This window comes from Sediminihaliea albiluteola, assembly GCF_014077625.1.
In the GTDB taxonomy this organism is placed as follows: Bacteria; Pseudomonadota; Gammaproteobacteria; order Pseudomonadales; family Halieaceae; genus Sediminihaliea; species Sediminihaliea albiluteola.
The window spans coordinates 74,366-90,553 of record NZ_JACFXU010000018.1 but is presented as its reverse complement, the minus strand read 5'-3'; the positions used below and the strand labels follow the sequence as shown (position 1 = coordinate 90,553).

Annotated in this window: 15 protein-coding genes and 1 other RNA gene; 3 read left to right on the top strand and 13 right to left on the bottom strand. The window is 52.4% G+C overall.

Features of this window, described 5'->3' with window-relative positions:
* Positions 1-37: 37 nt before the first annotated feature.
* The 8 genes from H2508_RS13910 to fur all read right to left on the bottom strand — a co-directional run bounded on the left by H2508_RS13910 (position 38) and on the right by fur (position 9,490).
* Positions 38-916 carry an SDR family NAD(P)-dependent oxidoreductase gene (locus H2508_RS13910; protein ID WP_182175045.1) on the bottom strand — a complete coding sequence of 293 codons (879 nt, stop codon included), beginning with the start codon at positions 914-916 and terminating at the stop codon, positions 38-40.
* Positions 917-961: 45 nt separating this feature from the next.
* On the bottom strand, positions 962-3,565 hold the full coding sequence (locus H2508_RS13905) for a TonB-dependent receptor (RefSeq protein ID WP_182175042.1): 2,604 nt from the start codon (positions 3,563-3,565) through the stop codon (positions 962-964).
* 67 nt (positions 3,566-3,632) lie between these two features.
* Positions 3,633-4,397, bottom strand: coding sequence for an acetoacetate decarboxylase family protein (locus tag H2508_RS13900; protein ID WP_182175040.1), 765 nt, complete (start codon positions 4,395-4,397; stop codon positions 3,633-3,635).
* A gap of 56 nt (positions 4,398-4,453) precedes the next feature.
* Positions 4,454-5,428, bottom strand: coding sequence for a Rieske 2Fe-2S domain-containing protein (locus tag H2508_RS13895; RefSeq protein ID WP_182175038.1), 975 nt, complete (start codon positions 5,426-5,428; stop codon positions 4,454-4,456).
* Positions 5,429-5,441: 13 nt separating this feature from the next.
* Entirely contained in the window at positions 5,442-6,689 is a 1,248-nt protein-coding gene (locus H2508_RS13890) for a cytochrome P450 (RefSeq protein ID WP_182175036.1), read from the bottom strand.
* A gap of 397 nt (positions 6,690-7,086) precedes the next feature.
* The gene (locus H2508_RS13885) at positions 7,087-7,893 is read right to left on the bottom strand and encodes a PEP-CTERM sorting domain-containing protein (protein WP_182175034.1); all 807 of its coding nucleotides are present in this window, start codon (positions 7,891-7,893) and stop codon (positions 7,087-7,089) included.
* 501 nt (positions 7,894-8,394) lie between these two features.
* Positions 8,395-8,781 carry a hypothetical protein gene (locus H2508_RS13880; protein ID WP_182175032.1) on the bottom strand — a complete coding sequence of 129 codons (387 nt, stop codon included), beginning with the start codon at positions 8,779-8,781 and terminating at the stop codon, positions 8,395-8,397.
* A gap of 289 nt (positions 8,782-9,070) precedes the next feature.
* Positions 9,071-9,490: a ferric iron uptake transcriptional regulator gene (fur, locus tag H2508_RS13875; protein ID WP_182175028.1), complete on the bottom strand. Its 420-nt coding sequence runs from the start codon at positions 9,488-9,490 to the stop codon at positions 9,071-9,073.
* 35 nt (positions 9,491-9,525) lie between these two features.
* Between fur and H2508_RS13870 the strand changes: the two genes are divergently transcribed.
* Entirely contained in the window at positions 9,526-9,918 is a 393-nt protein-coding gene (locus H2508_RS13870) for an outer membrane protein assembly factor BamE (protein WP_235965400.1), read from the top strand.
* 7 nt (positions 9,919-9,925) lie between these two features.
* Here H2508_RS13870 and H2508_RS13865 read toward each other — a convergent pair whose 3' ends face one another.
* The 3 genes from H2508_RS13865 to H2508_RS13855 are packed head-to-tail and all read right to left on the bottom strand — an operon-like array spanning position 9,926 to position 12,078.
* Positions 9,926-10,231 (bottom strand): RnfH family protein, encoded by a 306-nt coding sequence (locus H2508_RS13865; protein WP_182175025.1) that lies wholly within the window; start codon positions 10,229-10,231, stop codon positions 9,926-9,928.
* A gap of 24 nt (positions 10,232-10,255) precedes the next feature.
* A complete protein-coding gene (locus H2508_RS13860; RefSeq protein ID WP_182175022.1) occupies positions 10,256-10,687 on the bottom strand; it encodes a type II toxin-antitoxin system RatA family toxin in 432 nt (143 codons plus the stop codon).
* 38 nt (positions 10,688-10,725) lie between these two features.
* Positions 10,726-12,078: a sodium-dependent transporter gene (locus H2508_RS13855; protein WP_182175019.1), complete on the bottom strand. Its 1,353-nt coding sequence runs from the start codon at positions 12,076-12,078 to the stop codon at positions 10,726-10,728.
* Positions 12,079-12,185: 107 nt separating this feature from the next.
* Between H2508_RS13855 and smpB the strand changes: the two genes are divergently transcribed.
* A complete protein-coding gene (smpB, locus tag H2508_RS13850) occupies positions 12,186-12,668 on the top strand; it encodes an SsrA-binding protein SmpB (RefSeq protein WP_182175427.1) in 483 nt (160 codons plus the stop codon).
* Here the strand turns inward: smpB and H2508_RS13845 are convergent, their stop codons facing one another.
* Together H2508_RS13845 and H2508_RS13840 are read right to left on the bottom strand one after the other, a co-directional pair.
* Positions 12,669-14,450 (bottom strand): N-acyl-D-amino-acid deacylase family protein, encoded by a 1,782-nt coding sequence (locus tag H2508_RS13845; RefSeq protein ID WP_182175016.1) that lies wholly within the window; start codon positions 14,448-14,450, stop codon positions 12,669-12,671.
* A 136-nt stretch (positions 14,451-14,586) separates the two neighbouring features.
* Positions 14,587-15,642, bottom strand: coding sequence for an Ldh family oxidoreductase (locus H2508_RS13840; protein WP_182175013.1), 1,056 nt, complete (start codon positions 15,640-15,642; stop codon positions 14,587-14,589).
* Positions 15,643-15,753: 111 nt separating this feature from the next.
* Between H2508_RS13840 and ssrA the strand changes: the two genes are divergently transcribed.
* Positions 15,754-16,145, top strand: a transfer-messenger RNA (tmRNA) gene (gene ssrA / locus H2508_RS13835).
* Positions 16,146-16,188 lie beyond the last annotated feature (43 nt).

Below are 16,188 nucleotides of genomic sequence, written 5' to 3'. Positions count from 1 at the left end.
TCTTAGTTAGACCTTTGAAAAAGGATCTCTCTGGCAGCTAGCCGTGTAAGCCGTGCTCAATTGGACACTCTCCGCGAGCGAGCTTACGAGCCCGCTCCACTAGCGTCTCCTCCATCTCTTCGCGGCCAATCATAATCACGAAGTCCTTATTGAGCAGGCCTTTCAAAGTAAACTGTGCCAGCTCATCCAAATCCTGCACCGGCAAATCGACCCCGATCTCTTTCATGCCAGACATGAATTCATCAAAAGTCATTTCACCCCCTTCGGGTACTGGCTTTTCACGGGCCAGCTCCTCCGGACGGTTGCGTTTAGTGGTCCAGATACCGGTGGGTAAAATGCCACCTGAAGGATACAAAATACAGGCGCGTAGCTTGCTGCCCTGGCCGACCAGTTGAGCGTTTAAACACTCAGTCATAATGGACACACCCGCTTTACTCGAGGCATACACTGACTGGTCTGCCAGCGGTGAAATACCGCCGTCACCAGAGCTTGTGTTCATAATAATGCCCGGCTCATCCGCTTCCAGCATGCGCGGCACAAAAGCCTGAATACCGTGGGCCACACCGCGCAGATTGACACCGAACACCCACTGCCAATCGTTCGGTGTGGTATCCCAGACATTAGAGTTGGTGACACTCACGCCCGCGTTATTGCACAGTACATGGCAGTTACCAAACTCATCAAACACAGCATCAGCCAGGGCATTGACTGACTCTGGCTTAGATACGTCAGTGACAATCGCGCGCACCGTAGCGCCGCCAGCAGCCAACTCCTCACGCGTTGCCTCGAGGGCTCCGCGCTCAACGTCAGACAATACCACTTTGGCGCCAGCGGCGAGGAATGCGCGCGCCAGTGCTTTACCAATGCCGCTGGCGCCACCGGTGACCACGACAACTTTATTATTAAAATCTTTCACCTGAGTGTTCCTTTTATTATGGCTGAAATGCCTAGCCCCGCAGGGCTAGAAGAAGTTATAGCGCAACTCAATGCCGTACATCCGCGGCGGGCCAACGGTAATCTGGAAAGCCCCAGTACTGTCACCTACAGCAGCAGCACCGAAAAAATAGCGCTCATTAGTCAAGTTAGTCGCGTAAGCGGCAGCTTCGATACGACCGTCAGAACTCTGCCAGCCCAAACGCGCATTAACTAAACCATAATCATCAAAAGTTGCTTGATCTCGGTTTTGTCCAGCACCAGCATCGAGCCCCATGAAGATTTCGTCCACATAGCTGTAATCGATGCGCGGCGTAAAGGTACCCCAATCACTGTTGATGCTGTATTGCACTGCGAGGTTGTAGCTCAATTCAGGTACTTCAGCAAAGGGCTCCGAGCTGCGATCAACTAGCGGCAAAGGCTGCTGAGTGAGAAGTTTCACAGAGCTAAACTGATACTCATCAAACTTCAAATAGTCGTAATCGTTCAGACTACCACTCGCCATAATCAGCAGACCGTCCAGTGGGGTCCAGGTCCACTCCAGTTCGACACCCTGAATGCGTGTGCTGGACGCGTTACGCAGAATTACGCGGGGAATCCCCTGGGAATCAGATTGGACTTGACGCAACTGCATGCCATCAAAGTTGGTGCGAAAGACCGCGCCATTCAAACGCATACTGTTATTGAACATATCCAGCTTAAAGCCCAGCTCGATGTTATCGACCTCTTCGGGCTCTACCGTCTGCATACCATCATTGCCAACTGGCTCGAAGGTCCCCGACTTAAAGCCTTCTGAATAAGTGACATACACCATCCCGCTATCAAGCGGACCATCGCCTAACAGTGACTCAGGCAGGTTATATGACAAGCTGACCATAGGAGTGACCTTCTCCCAAGTCTTATCAGCTTTATAGGTATTAGCTGGCAACAGTTGGTGTGCCGGCATGCCGTTATAACTATTGGGCGGGAACTGATTATTGATCTTGGTAAAGATGTCTTGGGCAAAGATGATATTGGGGTCGACGATTGCTACACCGGCAGATTCAATCGGTAGCAACACGCCAGGCACACCATTTAGCGCTGGGAAAGCTTTAGCATAAAAAGCTGCTTCGTCGAGTATCTCTACGTCCACTCGCTGCTTACGGTTCTCGCTGGTCCAGCGCACACCGGCGGTCAACTCAAGGTTATCCGTAACCGCATAGCTGCCCTGGAAAAAGGCGGCATAGGTATTGTTCTCTAGCCAGAAAGTTTGATCTTCCGCGGTGGGTCCGTTGATGACCATCACGTTGGCGCCAGCAATATCAGCGGGAATAAATGAACCGGTAACCAAACCACTCATGGTGTCGGTGCCGTCATCGATATCCTCCTGCATCGCAAACAGACCGACGGTGTAGCTCAAACGCTGATCAAAAGCTGTGCCATTGAGCTGCAACTCTTGCGACCAATGCTCGCGATCACTGCCCGTTTTGCGGTAACGACCCGATAGTGGCAGAGCAGTCGCATCATTATCTGGGTTGCCCGGCTGCCCAAAGACTTTCTGATCACTGTACCCGGTAATACTTTTTAAGCTTAATTGGTCTGAAAGCTCCCATTCCAAGGTCAAACCAAGCAGCAGGTTATCGACATTGTAAGCGAGCTTGGGCACTTCAGATGCAAACTTACGCTTCCTAATTAAGCGGTTGGATTCTAAACAAGCGGCTTCTCCCACGGGGCTTTTAGCCACAAAGCCTGGCCTTAGGGGAGTATCGTTATCATTGAAGGCATCCACTCCTACCGTGTCGCCAGGAAGGATCCGGTTGCCGTAAAGGGAGTCCTCCCCATTGTAGCTGCTAGCGGTCATCGGGCCACAGTTAGTAGCCGGCTGCACCTCACGCACCTCACCATAATAGGCCAGAGCATCCGCCGTCCAGCTGTCACCGGAGTCCCAGCGCAGCTGCAGTGCAACAGATTGACGATCCTCGGAAGAGGCTTTTTGGCCGGTGACGATGTTTTTCTGATAGCCATCTCGCTGAGTTGAACCCAGAGTGATGCGGCTAAGCAATTTATCATCGATCAGCGGCACGTTAGCCCCAACACGAAAATCCTGGCGATTCAAATTACCTAGGCGGCCTTCAACAAAACCTGAAAGCTCTGCCTCAGGTGACTTGGAAGTGACAATCAAGGCACCACCGGTAGTATTTTTGCCAAACAACGTGCCCTGAGGCCCACGCAGTACCTGAAGGCTCTGCACATCAATGAGATCTAAGAGCTGACCGTCCTTGCGCGGCATATACAGGCCGTCGATATACACCCCTACTGGCCCATCAACTCGCGCGCCGTCATCGCGCTGACCAATACCGCGAATCCAGATCTGAGCGGTACTTGCCTGGTCAATCTGCAAGCCCGGCACCTGGTAACCCAAATGCTTAATGTTGGTAATACCGGCATCACGCAACTGTGTGTCGCTAAACGCTGTGATGGATACCGGTACATCTTGAATCGCTTCCTGCCGCTTACGAGCGGTCACTACGACTTCTTCTAGCATGGCGCCCTGTGCCATGGTGGGCACTGGGTTAACACCCAGTGCCACAGCCAAAGCAGTTAAACTCGGTACACCTAAGCCTGCGAACCTATTACGCACACTTCTAGACATCCAAGAACTCCTTATCGATTTTATGCTTAATGCCTTAATTAATGATTAACTTATAACTTTAGCCCGCTCAGCTTTTAAGCGGACCGCCGTTACTGCCACGCCAGCGCGAGTTACCAATAGTGCTAGCCCAAGGCTCAAAGGCATCGGCATCTAAAGGCTCACCCAGGTTGACGCTGCGACCGAGAAATTCAGGAGTCCACAACCAGGCTTCAGGTTTAGACTGCGGCGGCAGGCGATCTTTGATCGGATCCCATGGGCTATCGCGCAGGATAAGTTCACCTTCAACTTTCAGCTTTTGCGCGGTGCCGTAGTTGCTCACCACATTGACAACGTGGGGAGGAAAATCAAAACCAGGCTCGGTGTAATGAGCTTTGCGTGAGTACTTCACCCAGAACTCGTGCTCATCGAAGTTGGGGCCATTGTCTAAAGTCTCGGTTACCTGCCCGTAAAACTCTAAGAAGGTGTATTTCTGGTGCGTTACACGAGCACCCACCTGCTCCATCAAACGGTAATAGGTAATGTCAGCTGGGTACTTTGGCTGACCGAATTTTTCTTGGCTGATAAAAATTTCAGCTTCTTTGTCGATCGCATAACCTAATGCAAACTGACCTTCTTGACCTTTGTGCTTGCAGCTTACAGTCGTTAACAGACCATGCTCTGGCTCACCGTTCACCGGCACGTTGTACACGGTCAGGGTGACTTCGGGACGGCTACCGGGCTCAAAACCGGGCGGCAATACTTCCGCAACTGCTGCCTCTGTGGTGAGGTAGCGGATTTTCAGCATTGGCCAGTTGTAGTGGTCACCGGGAGTGGACATCAAAACTTCATTCATTATTCGTTACCCTTTTATCGTTGTATTGTCTGTTGCTTAGAGACTTAAAACGCCGCTTACGCAGCGTAGAATTGCTGGAACCATTTGCGGTATTTCGCGATAGGACCATCGCCATCACAGAGCGCCGGGTCGGGTAGGTAGACCTTGTGCTCCCAGATCGGAATGTCCTGCTCCACCTGACGTACAATCTCTTGCACTGTGCCAGTGGCCATCATGGCGTTACCCTCTGACTGCTCGCGCGGCACGGTGAAGTTAAAGCGCAAGTGCACGCGCTGATCATCGATAGGGGTGATGGTGCCCATCAACACCACATCAAACATCCGTGAGAAGCGCTGCATGGTGAAGCCAGGGCCAATACCTTCTGATACCAAGTGGATCGACTCGTGGTTGTCGCCGCTTAGATCCACATTGCCCTGTTCGTCAATCACATGTGCCTTAGAGTCAAACTCTGTGACACGGCGCGGGCCGTCCATACTCACATCACCTTCGGGCATAGCAGGGCTGCCGTGCACAGTGATGAAATGCGCTAGGTCAGCGGCGTTTTCACCGGTTTCCTGGATGATGGTGTTGATCTCCCAGTCATAGGTATCAAGCTCACTCCAGTCGGTGGAAGACAGCTCAGGGATATCGTAAATTTCAAACAGCGGCTCAAGGCCTTCAGGGTGATACCAAGCCCAAATCATCTGATTACGCTCAACCACTGGGTAACTGAAGATCGCTTGCTTACCTTCAACCTTAGGAGGAATACGCTTAGCGTAAGGTACTGCAGTACAGTAACCCTCACCGTTAAATTCCCAGGCGTGGAAGGGGCAGCTCAGCGCATTCCCTTTCACAATACCGCCATGACCGAGGTGTGCCCCTAGGTGGGGGCAGTAGGCATTAAGCAGTGAAGCCTCACCCTCTTCGCTGCGGAACAACACCAGCTCACGGCCAAAGTATTCCAGCGCTTTTACGTCACCAGGCTTGAGTTCAGAGCTGTATTCAACGGCATACCAGCCGAAAGGAATGGGCTTGTCATAACGTTTTTTCATTTTATAAACCTCGCTATTTATTAATACCGGTGCGAACAAGCAGCTCGCGGAACACCACGGCATTATGTTCTGAGTTATCTAAGACTGGCTCGCTTTCCAAGCTCAAGTTGGGGAAGCGCTTAAACAGCTCAACCATGGTCAGGTAAAGCTGACGTTTAGCCATAGCAGCGCCAATGCAGTAGCGCGGGCCATAACCAAAGAGCACATCGGGTTTGAATTCACGTTTAACGTCGAAGCGCTCAGGGTCTTCATAGTATTCTGGGTCGTGATCTTTCAAGTGCGGCATTAACAGCACCATCTGCCCTTTCTTGACCTGCTGACCCAGCACTTCCATGTCCTCCGGCGCGTAACGAGCAAAGCCCATCTTGGACGCGTAGGACCAGCGCATTACCTCACTAAAGGCATTGGAGAAGGTATCGGGAGTTTCGAGTGCCGCTTCAATTTGCTCGGGGTGCTTGAGCAATGCATAGAGTGTCCACTGCTGCGCAATTAGGGTGGTATCAGAGCCGGCGCCAATTAGGGCCAGAATCAAGGTGATAATGTCCCAGTCTGAAAAAGACTCATTTTCTTCTTCGATCTCCAACAGGACACTGAGGAAGTCTGACTCACCCGGGTTGGCGCGTCGATCGGCGATCACCCGCTGTAGAATTTCAATGGCTCGGTTACTGTCTTGGCGAGCAGCTTCGCGACGCTCATCAGAGATCGTTGGGTTCCAAGCTTCGGTAAAGGTCAGCACAACCTGCTTAATTTCAGGCCAGTATTTTTCCGGCAAGCCCACCATTCGGCTGATGGTAATAAAGGGAATGTGGTTAGCGACCTTTTCGATGTAATCGAAGCTTTCTAAATCACCCAAGCTATCGATTAACTTGACCACATCAGGCTTGATACGGCGCTGAATCTCATCCACCACATTGCGCGAGAAAGCGGGCGAAACCACCTTGCGAATCATCCGGTGGTGACCGTGGTCCGCTACTAGGCTATGGCCAATCATGGCGCGCTCGTAATTGCTCCACTTATCTTCCGGTGGACGCTCAGGAGCAAACTCCCAATCGTAAAAGTCTGATGACAAATACTCAGTACGCCAGCAATCCATGATGTCAGGCATGCGAGTCATGATCCAAGCCTGCCAGGGCTCATACCACACCAAACGCCCGCGTCTGGCTAAAGCCAAGAACTGCGGGGCTGGATTTTCTAAGTACTCATTCGATGCCGGGTTAAATAAGTTTTCAATTGGTTCAACAACTTCATTAGCAACATTCATTGCCTCAATCCTCTGCCAGTAGGGCGCCCCACAAAATATACATATGTGCAACTTTACACACAAGTATAGTTTTATTCACTAAACAAAAAAAGGCCCTGTGTTTGGGGTACTGTGGTGATATCCACTGCAGCTTAGAATGGCCTTACGGTGCAGGGACTCACATAAGTAAGTTCAGGCATAAAAACGACAGGGAGCACCATGCACTTGATAGCGGCTTAGGTCTTTCTTAGATAGGTTGGCATAGCGAGCGCTGTGCCAGCCCTTGTGTTGGATCAGAACCCTGATGCGATTGACGGTTCATGGGCTGGAGCGACGGCAGCCTCGCGAGCAAATCTTGTTACACGAACAGGGTAAAAAGAGTAAACATAGACTCGACCGTCGCGTTAAAGCACCCGTTTTACTTGTCGCTTAGGACCAAGCGCCGCCGACCTATTAAGACGAGCAATCCAAGGCCTAGGAGAGCAAGAGTGCCGGGCACTGGCACTGAAGTCGGGGGAACCACTGAATTCAGAAACACCCCAGACTGTGAGCTATAGGTGACGCCACTAGCCACATCGATGCCAAAGATTCCGGTATTAAAAAAGTCCAGTGTTACATTCCCAGTATGGCTCTGTGTAGAAGTGAACACTCCGATACTTGCGAAGATATCAAAGTCCTTAACACTGCCAATTACGATAGAGTCACTAAAAATACCATTTATGACAGTAGATACATCAGCTAGCGGATTGGTGAAACTATTAAACTCATTTTGCCCGATTAAGTGGCCGCCATGAGAGGTAAAATTAGCAAACGTAGCACCGCTTCCGGCTTCAAACACGAAATAATTCGTTGAATAGCCGTACTGTAATGATCCGCCCGTGACACCTGTAACATCTATCGTACCGTCAAATGCAAAAGAAAAATCCGCAGTGGTACCTACGGCATTACTACTGAACGACACCCTATCGCCGAAACTGGCAACTGCTTGTCCATACTGATTCGCACCCGTTATATCTACAAACGCTTTGCCGGTGCCGTTATTAAGATCAACCTTAGCTTTTACAGCGCTGCCAATGTTTTGCGATGCACTGGTGGCAGCATTTTGAATCAGCCCGTCCGAAAAAACAGAGTTCATTTGTGCGACAGGGCGAACGTAGTATGCATTCGCATTGGCGGCAGCAAATAAAGTGCTTGCAATTAAGCAGCTGAAAAGTAGTTGTTTCATTTTTCTATCCTGCCTATTAATTTCTGAAAAGTGGAAGACCCTTACTTTTCGTCAACCACAGCTCTTTACTGAGGTATGCCCAGCAATATCTGCGCCAGTAAAGAGAAAGGCTAGAAACAACAATGACTTTGAATAGTATTTTTGCCCTTGGGAGCTCCAGCACACTGCCACTGTAAAGTTTTCTGACAAGGTTCTTAGTACAGCCCTCAAGAGCACAGCTGCTATTTACCACCAAGACCGTCTTTTTGGCTTAAAAAGGGTAAATACTGGATTTCGTCAGGGACTGGGGTAGGTGTTTTTGTTTCCGGAAGCGTTAAACAAGCTCGTGTTGTAAGTATTACTGACAACTCGTTAAGCAATAGTGCTCAAAAAAACGAATAGTGACTCCTACTAAGGAGAGCAATAGATGAAAGGTCCTCGATTCACCGAGGACCAGATTCTGAAGATATTGCTAATAAAAGCACAAATTGATTCTGCTTTTTTAGCAAAGCTTTTTGGTAGTTAATTTCGCAAGACCCATTCATCATTTACCTTAACCACCATAAAGCTCGCTGTATCGCTTTGACTTTCAGCCCCCAATTTCTGAGTGATGTCTGCTGTGCATAAGTAGGTGTCTTTAGCATCCGATTCATTGCAGCTCACATTCTTCACGCTTTCAAGCTTTGGCATCATGCCAGATAGCATACTACTCATAGCACTAGCTAGCTCTGAGTCACCCACATCCCCCATTGCGCTCTCCATGAGGCTATCTACTTGTGTATATTGAGCCTTAATCAAGGTTTCCACTTCACTACTGGAGGGTCCATCAGAACAAGCAACAAGTATTGGGGTTAGCAGCAAAACTGCGGAAATTTTTATAGTTTTTTTCATTGGATCAGCCATCTTCATTTATATATGTGACTCCGATATTAGCATTAGACTAAAGTTCAACAACAGTTTGCGATCGTCTGTTGAGCTAGGAGCGCAGCAGGCGGCGCTCGATGTAAAGCTCTAAGCCACCTCTGCCTCAAGAGATCATCAGGCAGAGCGTTGTTTCTGATTAAAATATACTCAATATTGTCTATTAGATGACATGCAGGCTTACCGCTCAATTTCAACAAAAAGCATCACTAACGTTTAGTTCTAGAAGGCCTGCAGGCGCAGCAAGTCACGGAAAAAGGAGGCGTAGCGAGGAGCTTTAGTCTTCTTGTTTTTTACGCACGTACAGAACTAGCGAGTGGTCGACAATTTCGTAGCCATGCGCTTTGGCGATTTCGTGCTGGCGCTTTTCAATGACAGGATCGATAAATTCGATCACTTCACCGGTATCCTCAACCACCATATGGTCGTGGTGATCACCGCGATCTAGCTCGAAAACGGAGTGTCCTGTCTCAAAGTTGTGGCGAGTGACCAGCCCCGCGGCCTCAAACTGGGCCAATACGCGATACACGGTAGCCAGGCCAATGTCTTCCCCCGCATCGCGAAGCGCGTCATATACGACTTCAGCACTCATGTGATGGGTGGTTTCATCGGTCGCTTCAAGTATTTGCAGGATCTTCACCCGCGGCAGAGTGACTTTTAGACCTGCCTTGCGCAATTCCTGATTTTCAGCAGCCATGATAGGAGGGGTTCTCGTTGTGTTTCAGGAGAGGTATGATGCCATCCCTAATACGGAAGTGGAAGTTTAAGCCCATGCGCAGTCTTTTTATCCTGCTTTTCATCGGCACCCTAAGTGCCTGTAGCTCCTTGGGTTTTCCTGGGGTTTACAAAATCGACGTGGAGCAGGGCAACATCGTTGAACAGAGCATGGTCGATCAGCTAGAGCCCGGCATGAGCCGCCGTCAAGTGCGATTCATCCTCGGCACCCCCCTAGTGGAAGACCCTTTTAACCAAAATCGCTGGGATTATGCCTACGTGATGCGCAATGGTGAAAAGCTCATCCGCAAAACACAGATGAGTGTTTATTTTGATGGTGACGCACTCAGCGATGTGCGCGGTGACTACCGCCCCGAATGGGCCGGCGGCGAAGCAGCCAAGAGCGAGTGAGCCTACTTTAGGCCCCGCGCCGCTCTTTAGCTCGAGCTGCCCGCGCTTTGCGGACCTCTTTGGGGTCGGCAATTAAAGGCCGGTAAATTTCGACTCTATCGCCCTCTTTCAACACGGTTTGCGGGCCGACCACCTTGCCAAAGATGCCGAGCTTGGCAGAGCCAAGCTCCAAGCCCTCAAACTGCTTAGCAATGCCCGAGAGTTGTGCCGCATCGATTGCAGTGGTACCACTTGGCACATGCAAGGGGACGATCGCCTGCTTTTCAGGCAGCGCGTAGGCTACCTCAACCAAAATACTGTTTTCACTGCTCATACTGCTCTCATGCCCTGTATTTGCTTAGCCATAAACCATGCGCGCACGCTGAGCCAGCGCATCCACTAGGTTATTGGTTACCTTATCAAAGAGCTTTGATGCCGCCAGCCCCAGCACCGCGTTTGAAGCCCGAAACTCCAGCTCTAAGGCGACCTTGCAGGCCGCCTCACCCAAGGCTTTAAACTCCCAGCAACCGTGAAAGCGCTCAAAGGGCCCGTCCAGCAATTCAAGCCGAATGGCGGCGTTATGCTCGAGAAAGTTACGCGTGCTAAAACTCTGAGTGATGCCGCCCTTGGACAGATCCAAACGCGCCTCTACTACACTAGCATCGCGATATAAGACCTCGGCACCGACACAGCCATCCATAAACTGCGGGTAGGCTTCAATATCGTTGACCAGTTGGTAGATCTGCCCCGCCTGATAAGGCAACAGGGCACTGCGATTGATGGTTGTCATAACTCCGACTGCGCTCTCAGTACTTGAAGGTGCCGCTACTACTGGGGCCAGAAGGCGCTCAACAGTACCAGCACAATAACTGGCGGGGCAATATACCGTATCAAGAGGTACCAAAGCGAAAAAAACGCATCCGACTCACGGTACAAACAAGCTCGCAGTAATGATTTACGCATCCGCCAGCCGACAAAGACACTGATACCTAGAGCGCTGAGCGGCAGCAAGATATCGGCCGCTAGCCGCTCCAAAGCGGCAAAAACACTTAACTCACCCTCAGCGGTGGTACTCAATGACTCCACCGACAGCAGCGCCAGTAGCCAGGCAGCAGCGCCTGTGAGCAGTACCGCGGTAAAGCGATGCAGCGCGAACCGCTGCAGCAGCATCGACACCAGCACTTCCATGAGCGCCACAGCGACGCCCAAAGCAGCAAATATCGCCAGCAAGAAGAACAGAACGCCAAACAACTCGCCCGAGCTGCTGTTACCAAAGGCGTAGGGCGCGCTGATAAATAGCAACCCCGGCCCCGCTGCGGGCTCCAAGTGCTGTGCAAACACTAGCGGGAAAATCGCCAAGCCGGCAAACACCCCAACTAAAGTATCAAACAGCGCGACGGCAATGATCGAGCGACCAATCGGGACCCGTGTCGGCGCATAGGCGCCGTAGCACAGCCCGACTGCGGCACCCACGCCCAAGGTATAGAAAGCATGCCCCATAGCGGCGCGCAGCGATGCCCAATTAAAATCTAGCAGCTGTACCGAAAACAGAAACTCACGGGCAGCGTTCTGGTCGCCCTGCTCCATAGCAAAACGTACCAATACAGCCAGCAAGGCTATTACAGTTGGCAGCAGCAGCCAGGCCAAGGTGCCGATACCGCGTTTCACCCCCGCCCACACCACAGCCATCACCACCAGCAGAAAAATGCTTTGCCAATAGAGCTGCTGAGGCAGGTTATCCAGCAGGGCCTCGTAATGCTGGGCAACGTTGACCAAACTGGCTGAGGCGAAGCTGCCCTGCCCTAGGCTGCGCGCAAACTCCATCGCCCAGCCCGCCACAATCATATGCAAGCTGAGCAGTATCAGCGCTGCCGCAGCGGCCAATAAGGCCACCAGCATCCAGCCACGGGAGCGCAGCGAGCGGTCAGCAGCCTCACGTAAAGCAAAGGCCGGACTGGCTCGACCATAATTACCAATGGTGACCTCGGCAATCAGGATGGGTACCACCAGTAAAAACAGGCACAATACATACAGCAGCACAAAAGCACCGCCACCGTGCTGGCCGGTAAGATAAGAGAAGCGCCAGAGGTTACCCAGACCAAATACTGAAGTTGCCAGCGCCAGTAAAAAGGTCATGCGTGAGCCCCAGTGTTGGGGGACAGCCGCTGCGCCGATAGTCACAATAAAAAGCTCTTTGGTCTCATGGTATAAGATTGCACCAGCGTCTGGCTGATGAAAAGAGGAAGATTCACCTTCCGCCGCAGGCGGTTCTACGTATAATGCGCGCCATGGCAGCGAAGAAAGTAAAAAAGAACGACAACGTCATCGCGCGTAACAAACGTGCGACCTTTGACTATGAGCTATTAGAAACTTTCGAGGCCGGCGTTGCGCTCGCTGGCTGGGAAGTGAAAAGCCTCCGCGCGGGCAAAGTTCAGCTCACGGACTCCTATGTCTTGATGAAAGACGGCGAAGCCTTTTTGCTAGGCTCTCAGATCACCCCGCTGGGCACGGCTTCCACGCACTTTGTGACCGACCCAACCCGGACCCGCAAGCTCTTACTGCACAAGAAGGAGCTAGCCAAAATCCTCGCGGCCACCTCCCAAAAGGGCCAGACCTGCGTCTGCACACAGCTGTATTGGAAGGGCCATCTGGTCAAAGCCCGGATCGCGCTGGCCAAGGGTAAACAGAGCCACGACAAGCGCGATACCGAAAAAGACCGCGACTGGAACCGCCAGAAGCAGCGCGTCATCCGCGACAACGTGAAGCAGTAATTAAGCTGCTTCGCGCTGCTTGGGTTGATTCACCCGCAGTAAGCGACCGGGGTAACGCCCGGTCAGACGATCGTTTTCCAGCACCACCTCACCGGCCACAATCACCGCCCGATAACCGCTAGCTTCCTGTAGTAAACGCTGACCGCCGGCGGGCAGATCCTGCTCCATATAGGGCGCGTGCAGGCGAAGCTGCTCTATATCCAGCACATTGATGTTGGCTTTTAGGCCGACCTTTAGGCGCCCCCGATCCGCCATCCCGCAATAATCTGCGATATCACTGCTCAGGCGCCTTAGCGCATCTTTCAACTCCAGCTTGCCCCCACGCGGGCGATCGCGGGTCCAGTAGGACAGCAGATAGGTAGGGAAACTCGAATCACAAATGGTGCCAACGTGGGCGCCGCCATCGGACAAACCCAAAATCGACTGCGGGTGCTTGAGCATTGTGTAGACGTTGTCATAGCTCATTTCCGTATAGTTATAGATGGGGAAATACAGCAGCTCTTTACCATCTGCCTCTAGCATCAAGTCGTAGATCATCTCTAGGGCGGGCACCCCCTTGTCTTTGGCAAGCTGCAGCACTGAGCTTTCTGGCCCCTGTTCATAGTCGGGGTTTTCTCCCAAACGGAAAGTCTTGCTGGCAACAAAATCCACTGCTGCTAGCAAGGCATCGGCAATCGGCGGCACTGGCGTGCCATCACCGGCCATAGGCTCAGACTTTTCACTTAACAGCTGCGCCTTAAAGGCTGGATCACGCATGCGCTCTACCTGCTCTGCCAGCGGCAAGTGACAGATCGACTTATAGCTAGGGAAGCCAATAAAAGGGTGGAAGGTACACTGCAACCCCACCGTCACGCCAATACCCCGTGGCGCCGTTTGCAGGCGCATATTGATACCTTTGCTGGCGGCCTGTTCAGCGCGGGCAATAATCCGCAGCCACTGATCGGGGGCAAAGTCCCGCTGCATCAGTGACAGCGAGAAGGGGCGACCATTACTCGCGGCGGCAAAGCGCTCTAAGATGTCGAACTCTTGATCGAAAGTATCCCCTTCGCGCTCTAAGTTAAAATCGTTCACCGCCTGCAACACGCCATGCTGCAAGCCATCAAAGGCCTTGGCAATGCCAGCTAACTCCTCGGCACTGGCCTCAGATGAAGGCGTCCAGGCACCGTCGGCACTGCGGTGTACATCTGAGCGCCCTGTGGTGAAGCCAATCGCGCCGGCCTCTAGTGCTTCGCGGGTCAGGCGACGCGTTTCGGCAATGTCCTCAGCGGTGGCCGCTTCATCAAACACCGCCCGATCCCCCATCACATAGACCCGCAGCGGGTCGTGGGTGACCTGCACCGCAAAGTCGATGGTATGCGGCTTGGCATCCAGTGCGTCCATGTATTGCGGCAGTGTTTCCCAATCCCAAGTAATGCCTTCAGCCAGCGCTGTGCCAGGGATATCTTCCACACCTTCCATCAGGCGAATTAACTTGTTGTGATCCGAAGGTCGTACCGGCGCAAAGCCAACCCCGCAGTTGCCCATCACTACTGTGCTCACGCCGTGGTTGATACTAGGCTGCAAGTCAGCATCCCAAGAGGCCTGACCATCGTAGTGAGTGTGCAAGTCGATAAAGCCCGGGCTCACTATCAAGCCCGATGCATCTATGACCTCAAGGGCATCGCCCTCACAATCGCCCAAGGCCACAATCACGCCGTTTTTAACGGCTATATTAGTCACAACAGGGTCATTGCCCTCACCGTCGAATACAGTGCCATTTATAATTTTTAGATCGTACTGCATGACTTCTCCCAAATCGGGCCAACGCCCAGTGATTGATCAACTAGTCTGTCCGAGTCTAGACAAGCTAAACCCCGGACAACAGTGTCAAATCCGGCCATATTGAGCACTTGGGCCAGACTTTACCCCACGCGCTAGCTTACAAGGCAGCGGGCAGTGGCAGCTCAAAGCGCTCTGCCCAAGGCTTTATGTCTTCCATAATAGTGGGATAAAGCGCCACCCCTTCAGCCAACTGGCTACTGCGCCGCTGCCAAGCCCTGCGGCCGGGGAAGCGCAGCTCAGCAGCGCCTTCGGCCACCGCACTGCCCTCAACCAAGTCTTGCAGCGCCCTGAGCTGCTGCTTAAAGCCCTCTAGGGAGCTAAAGGCCGCGGGGTCTATCAACTGCAAAAACACCGAGTTAGCCTCATCATCACCCTGCGCCGCGGCATCCGCTCGACCATAGCCACCCAAAGCCATAGTGAGTACCTCGGTCATAATCGACAAGGCCGCGCCCTTGTAGCCATGCGCTGCCCCACCAATTGGCATGATACTGCCTCCTTCACTCAAGGCCCTGGGGTCTGTCGTCACATTGCCCTGCCGGTCCTTTAAGCAGGGCTCTGGCAGCTGCTTGCCCTCGCGCTCGGCCCGGCTGACATAGCCGCCCGCGGTAATTGCCATACTGATATCAAACAGTAAGGGAAACTCCTCTCCCGGCGCGGCCATTGCGATAGGGTTAACAGAAAACAGGGGGTCGATACCGCCAAAGGCACTGACTGTATTTTGGCCCGGCGTGGAGCAAGTAATGATCGCCGCATAGCCCGCCTCCACCACTTTTGGCAGGTAAGCAGCCAGGCAGGCGATGTGCTGACTACGGCGGATCGTTGCTGTCACCACCCCGTGCTCCGGCAGGCGCGCTAAACCCTCCTCCACGGCCTGCTGCAACACCCAGGGCCCGGGCAAGAAATCAGCATCCCAGTTAAACAGCGCGCCGCGATCGGCCAGCACCAGAGGATCGCCTACAGCGCGGCTTTCACCATCTAACAACCATTGCAGGTTGTGTGGCACCCTGTGCATGCCGTGGGTACTAAAGCCCATCAAGTCGGCTTCTAAGAAAACTTCAGCTAATACCGCCGCGCGCTCAGGGGCCAAACCGGCCTTAATAAACAAAGCAGTGGACAAATCGATCAAATCGGCAGCGGCGTAACGCGGGGACATAAGGGCTCCTCAAGCAACTAAAAAGACTGGGGCTAAACAAGTTAATGGAACTTTCACAATAAATAGAGTCGAAGTCTAGGCAGGTTAGGTTATACTGTGAAGATCACTACTGGGGGCGATACGGATTCGACGACGGTAACAAACCCTGAGGTGCATGCCGTGATGGTAGCCAATCACGTTAATCCAAAGCTACAAACTATTAGTTGCCAACGACGACAACTACGGTGCTCAACTGGCTGCGTAAGCAGTCCGAAAAAGCACGACCTAGTGGCTTCGGCCCTAGCGGTCTTTAGCAAGGTGCCAGTATCGCGCTACTGACTGTCATATAGAACTGGATCGCTGTGAAACCTGCCTGAGGTGGAACTGCTAAAATTTTTTCAGGATCGCCAATTACGTCCTGCCCGTTGGGCTGTATGAGGCTAAATTAATTAACGGAAACTAAGCATGTAGAGCCGAAGGCAGAGTACTGGCGGACGCGGGTTCAACTCCCGCCGCCTCCACCAAACACCAAGCAGCACCATCCCAGAACATCTAAAAGCCCTGTTA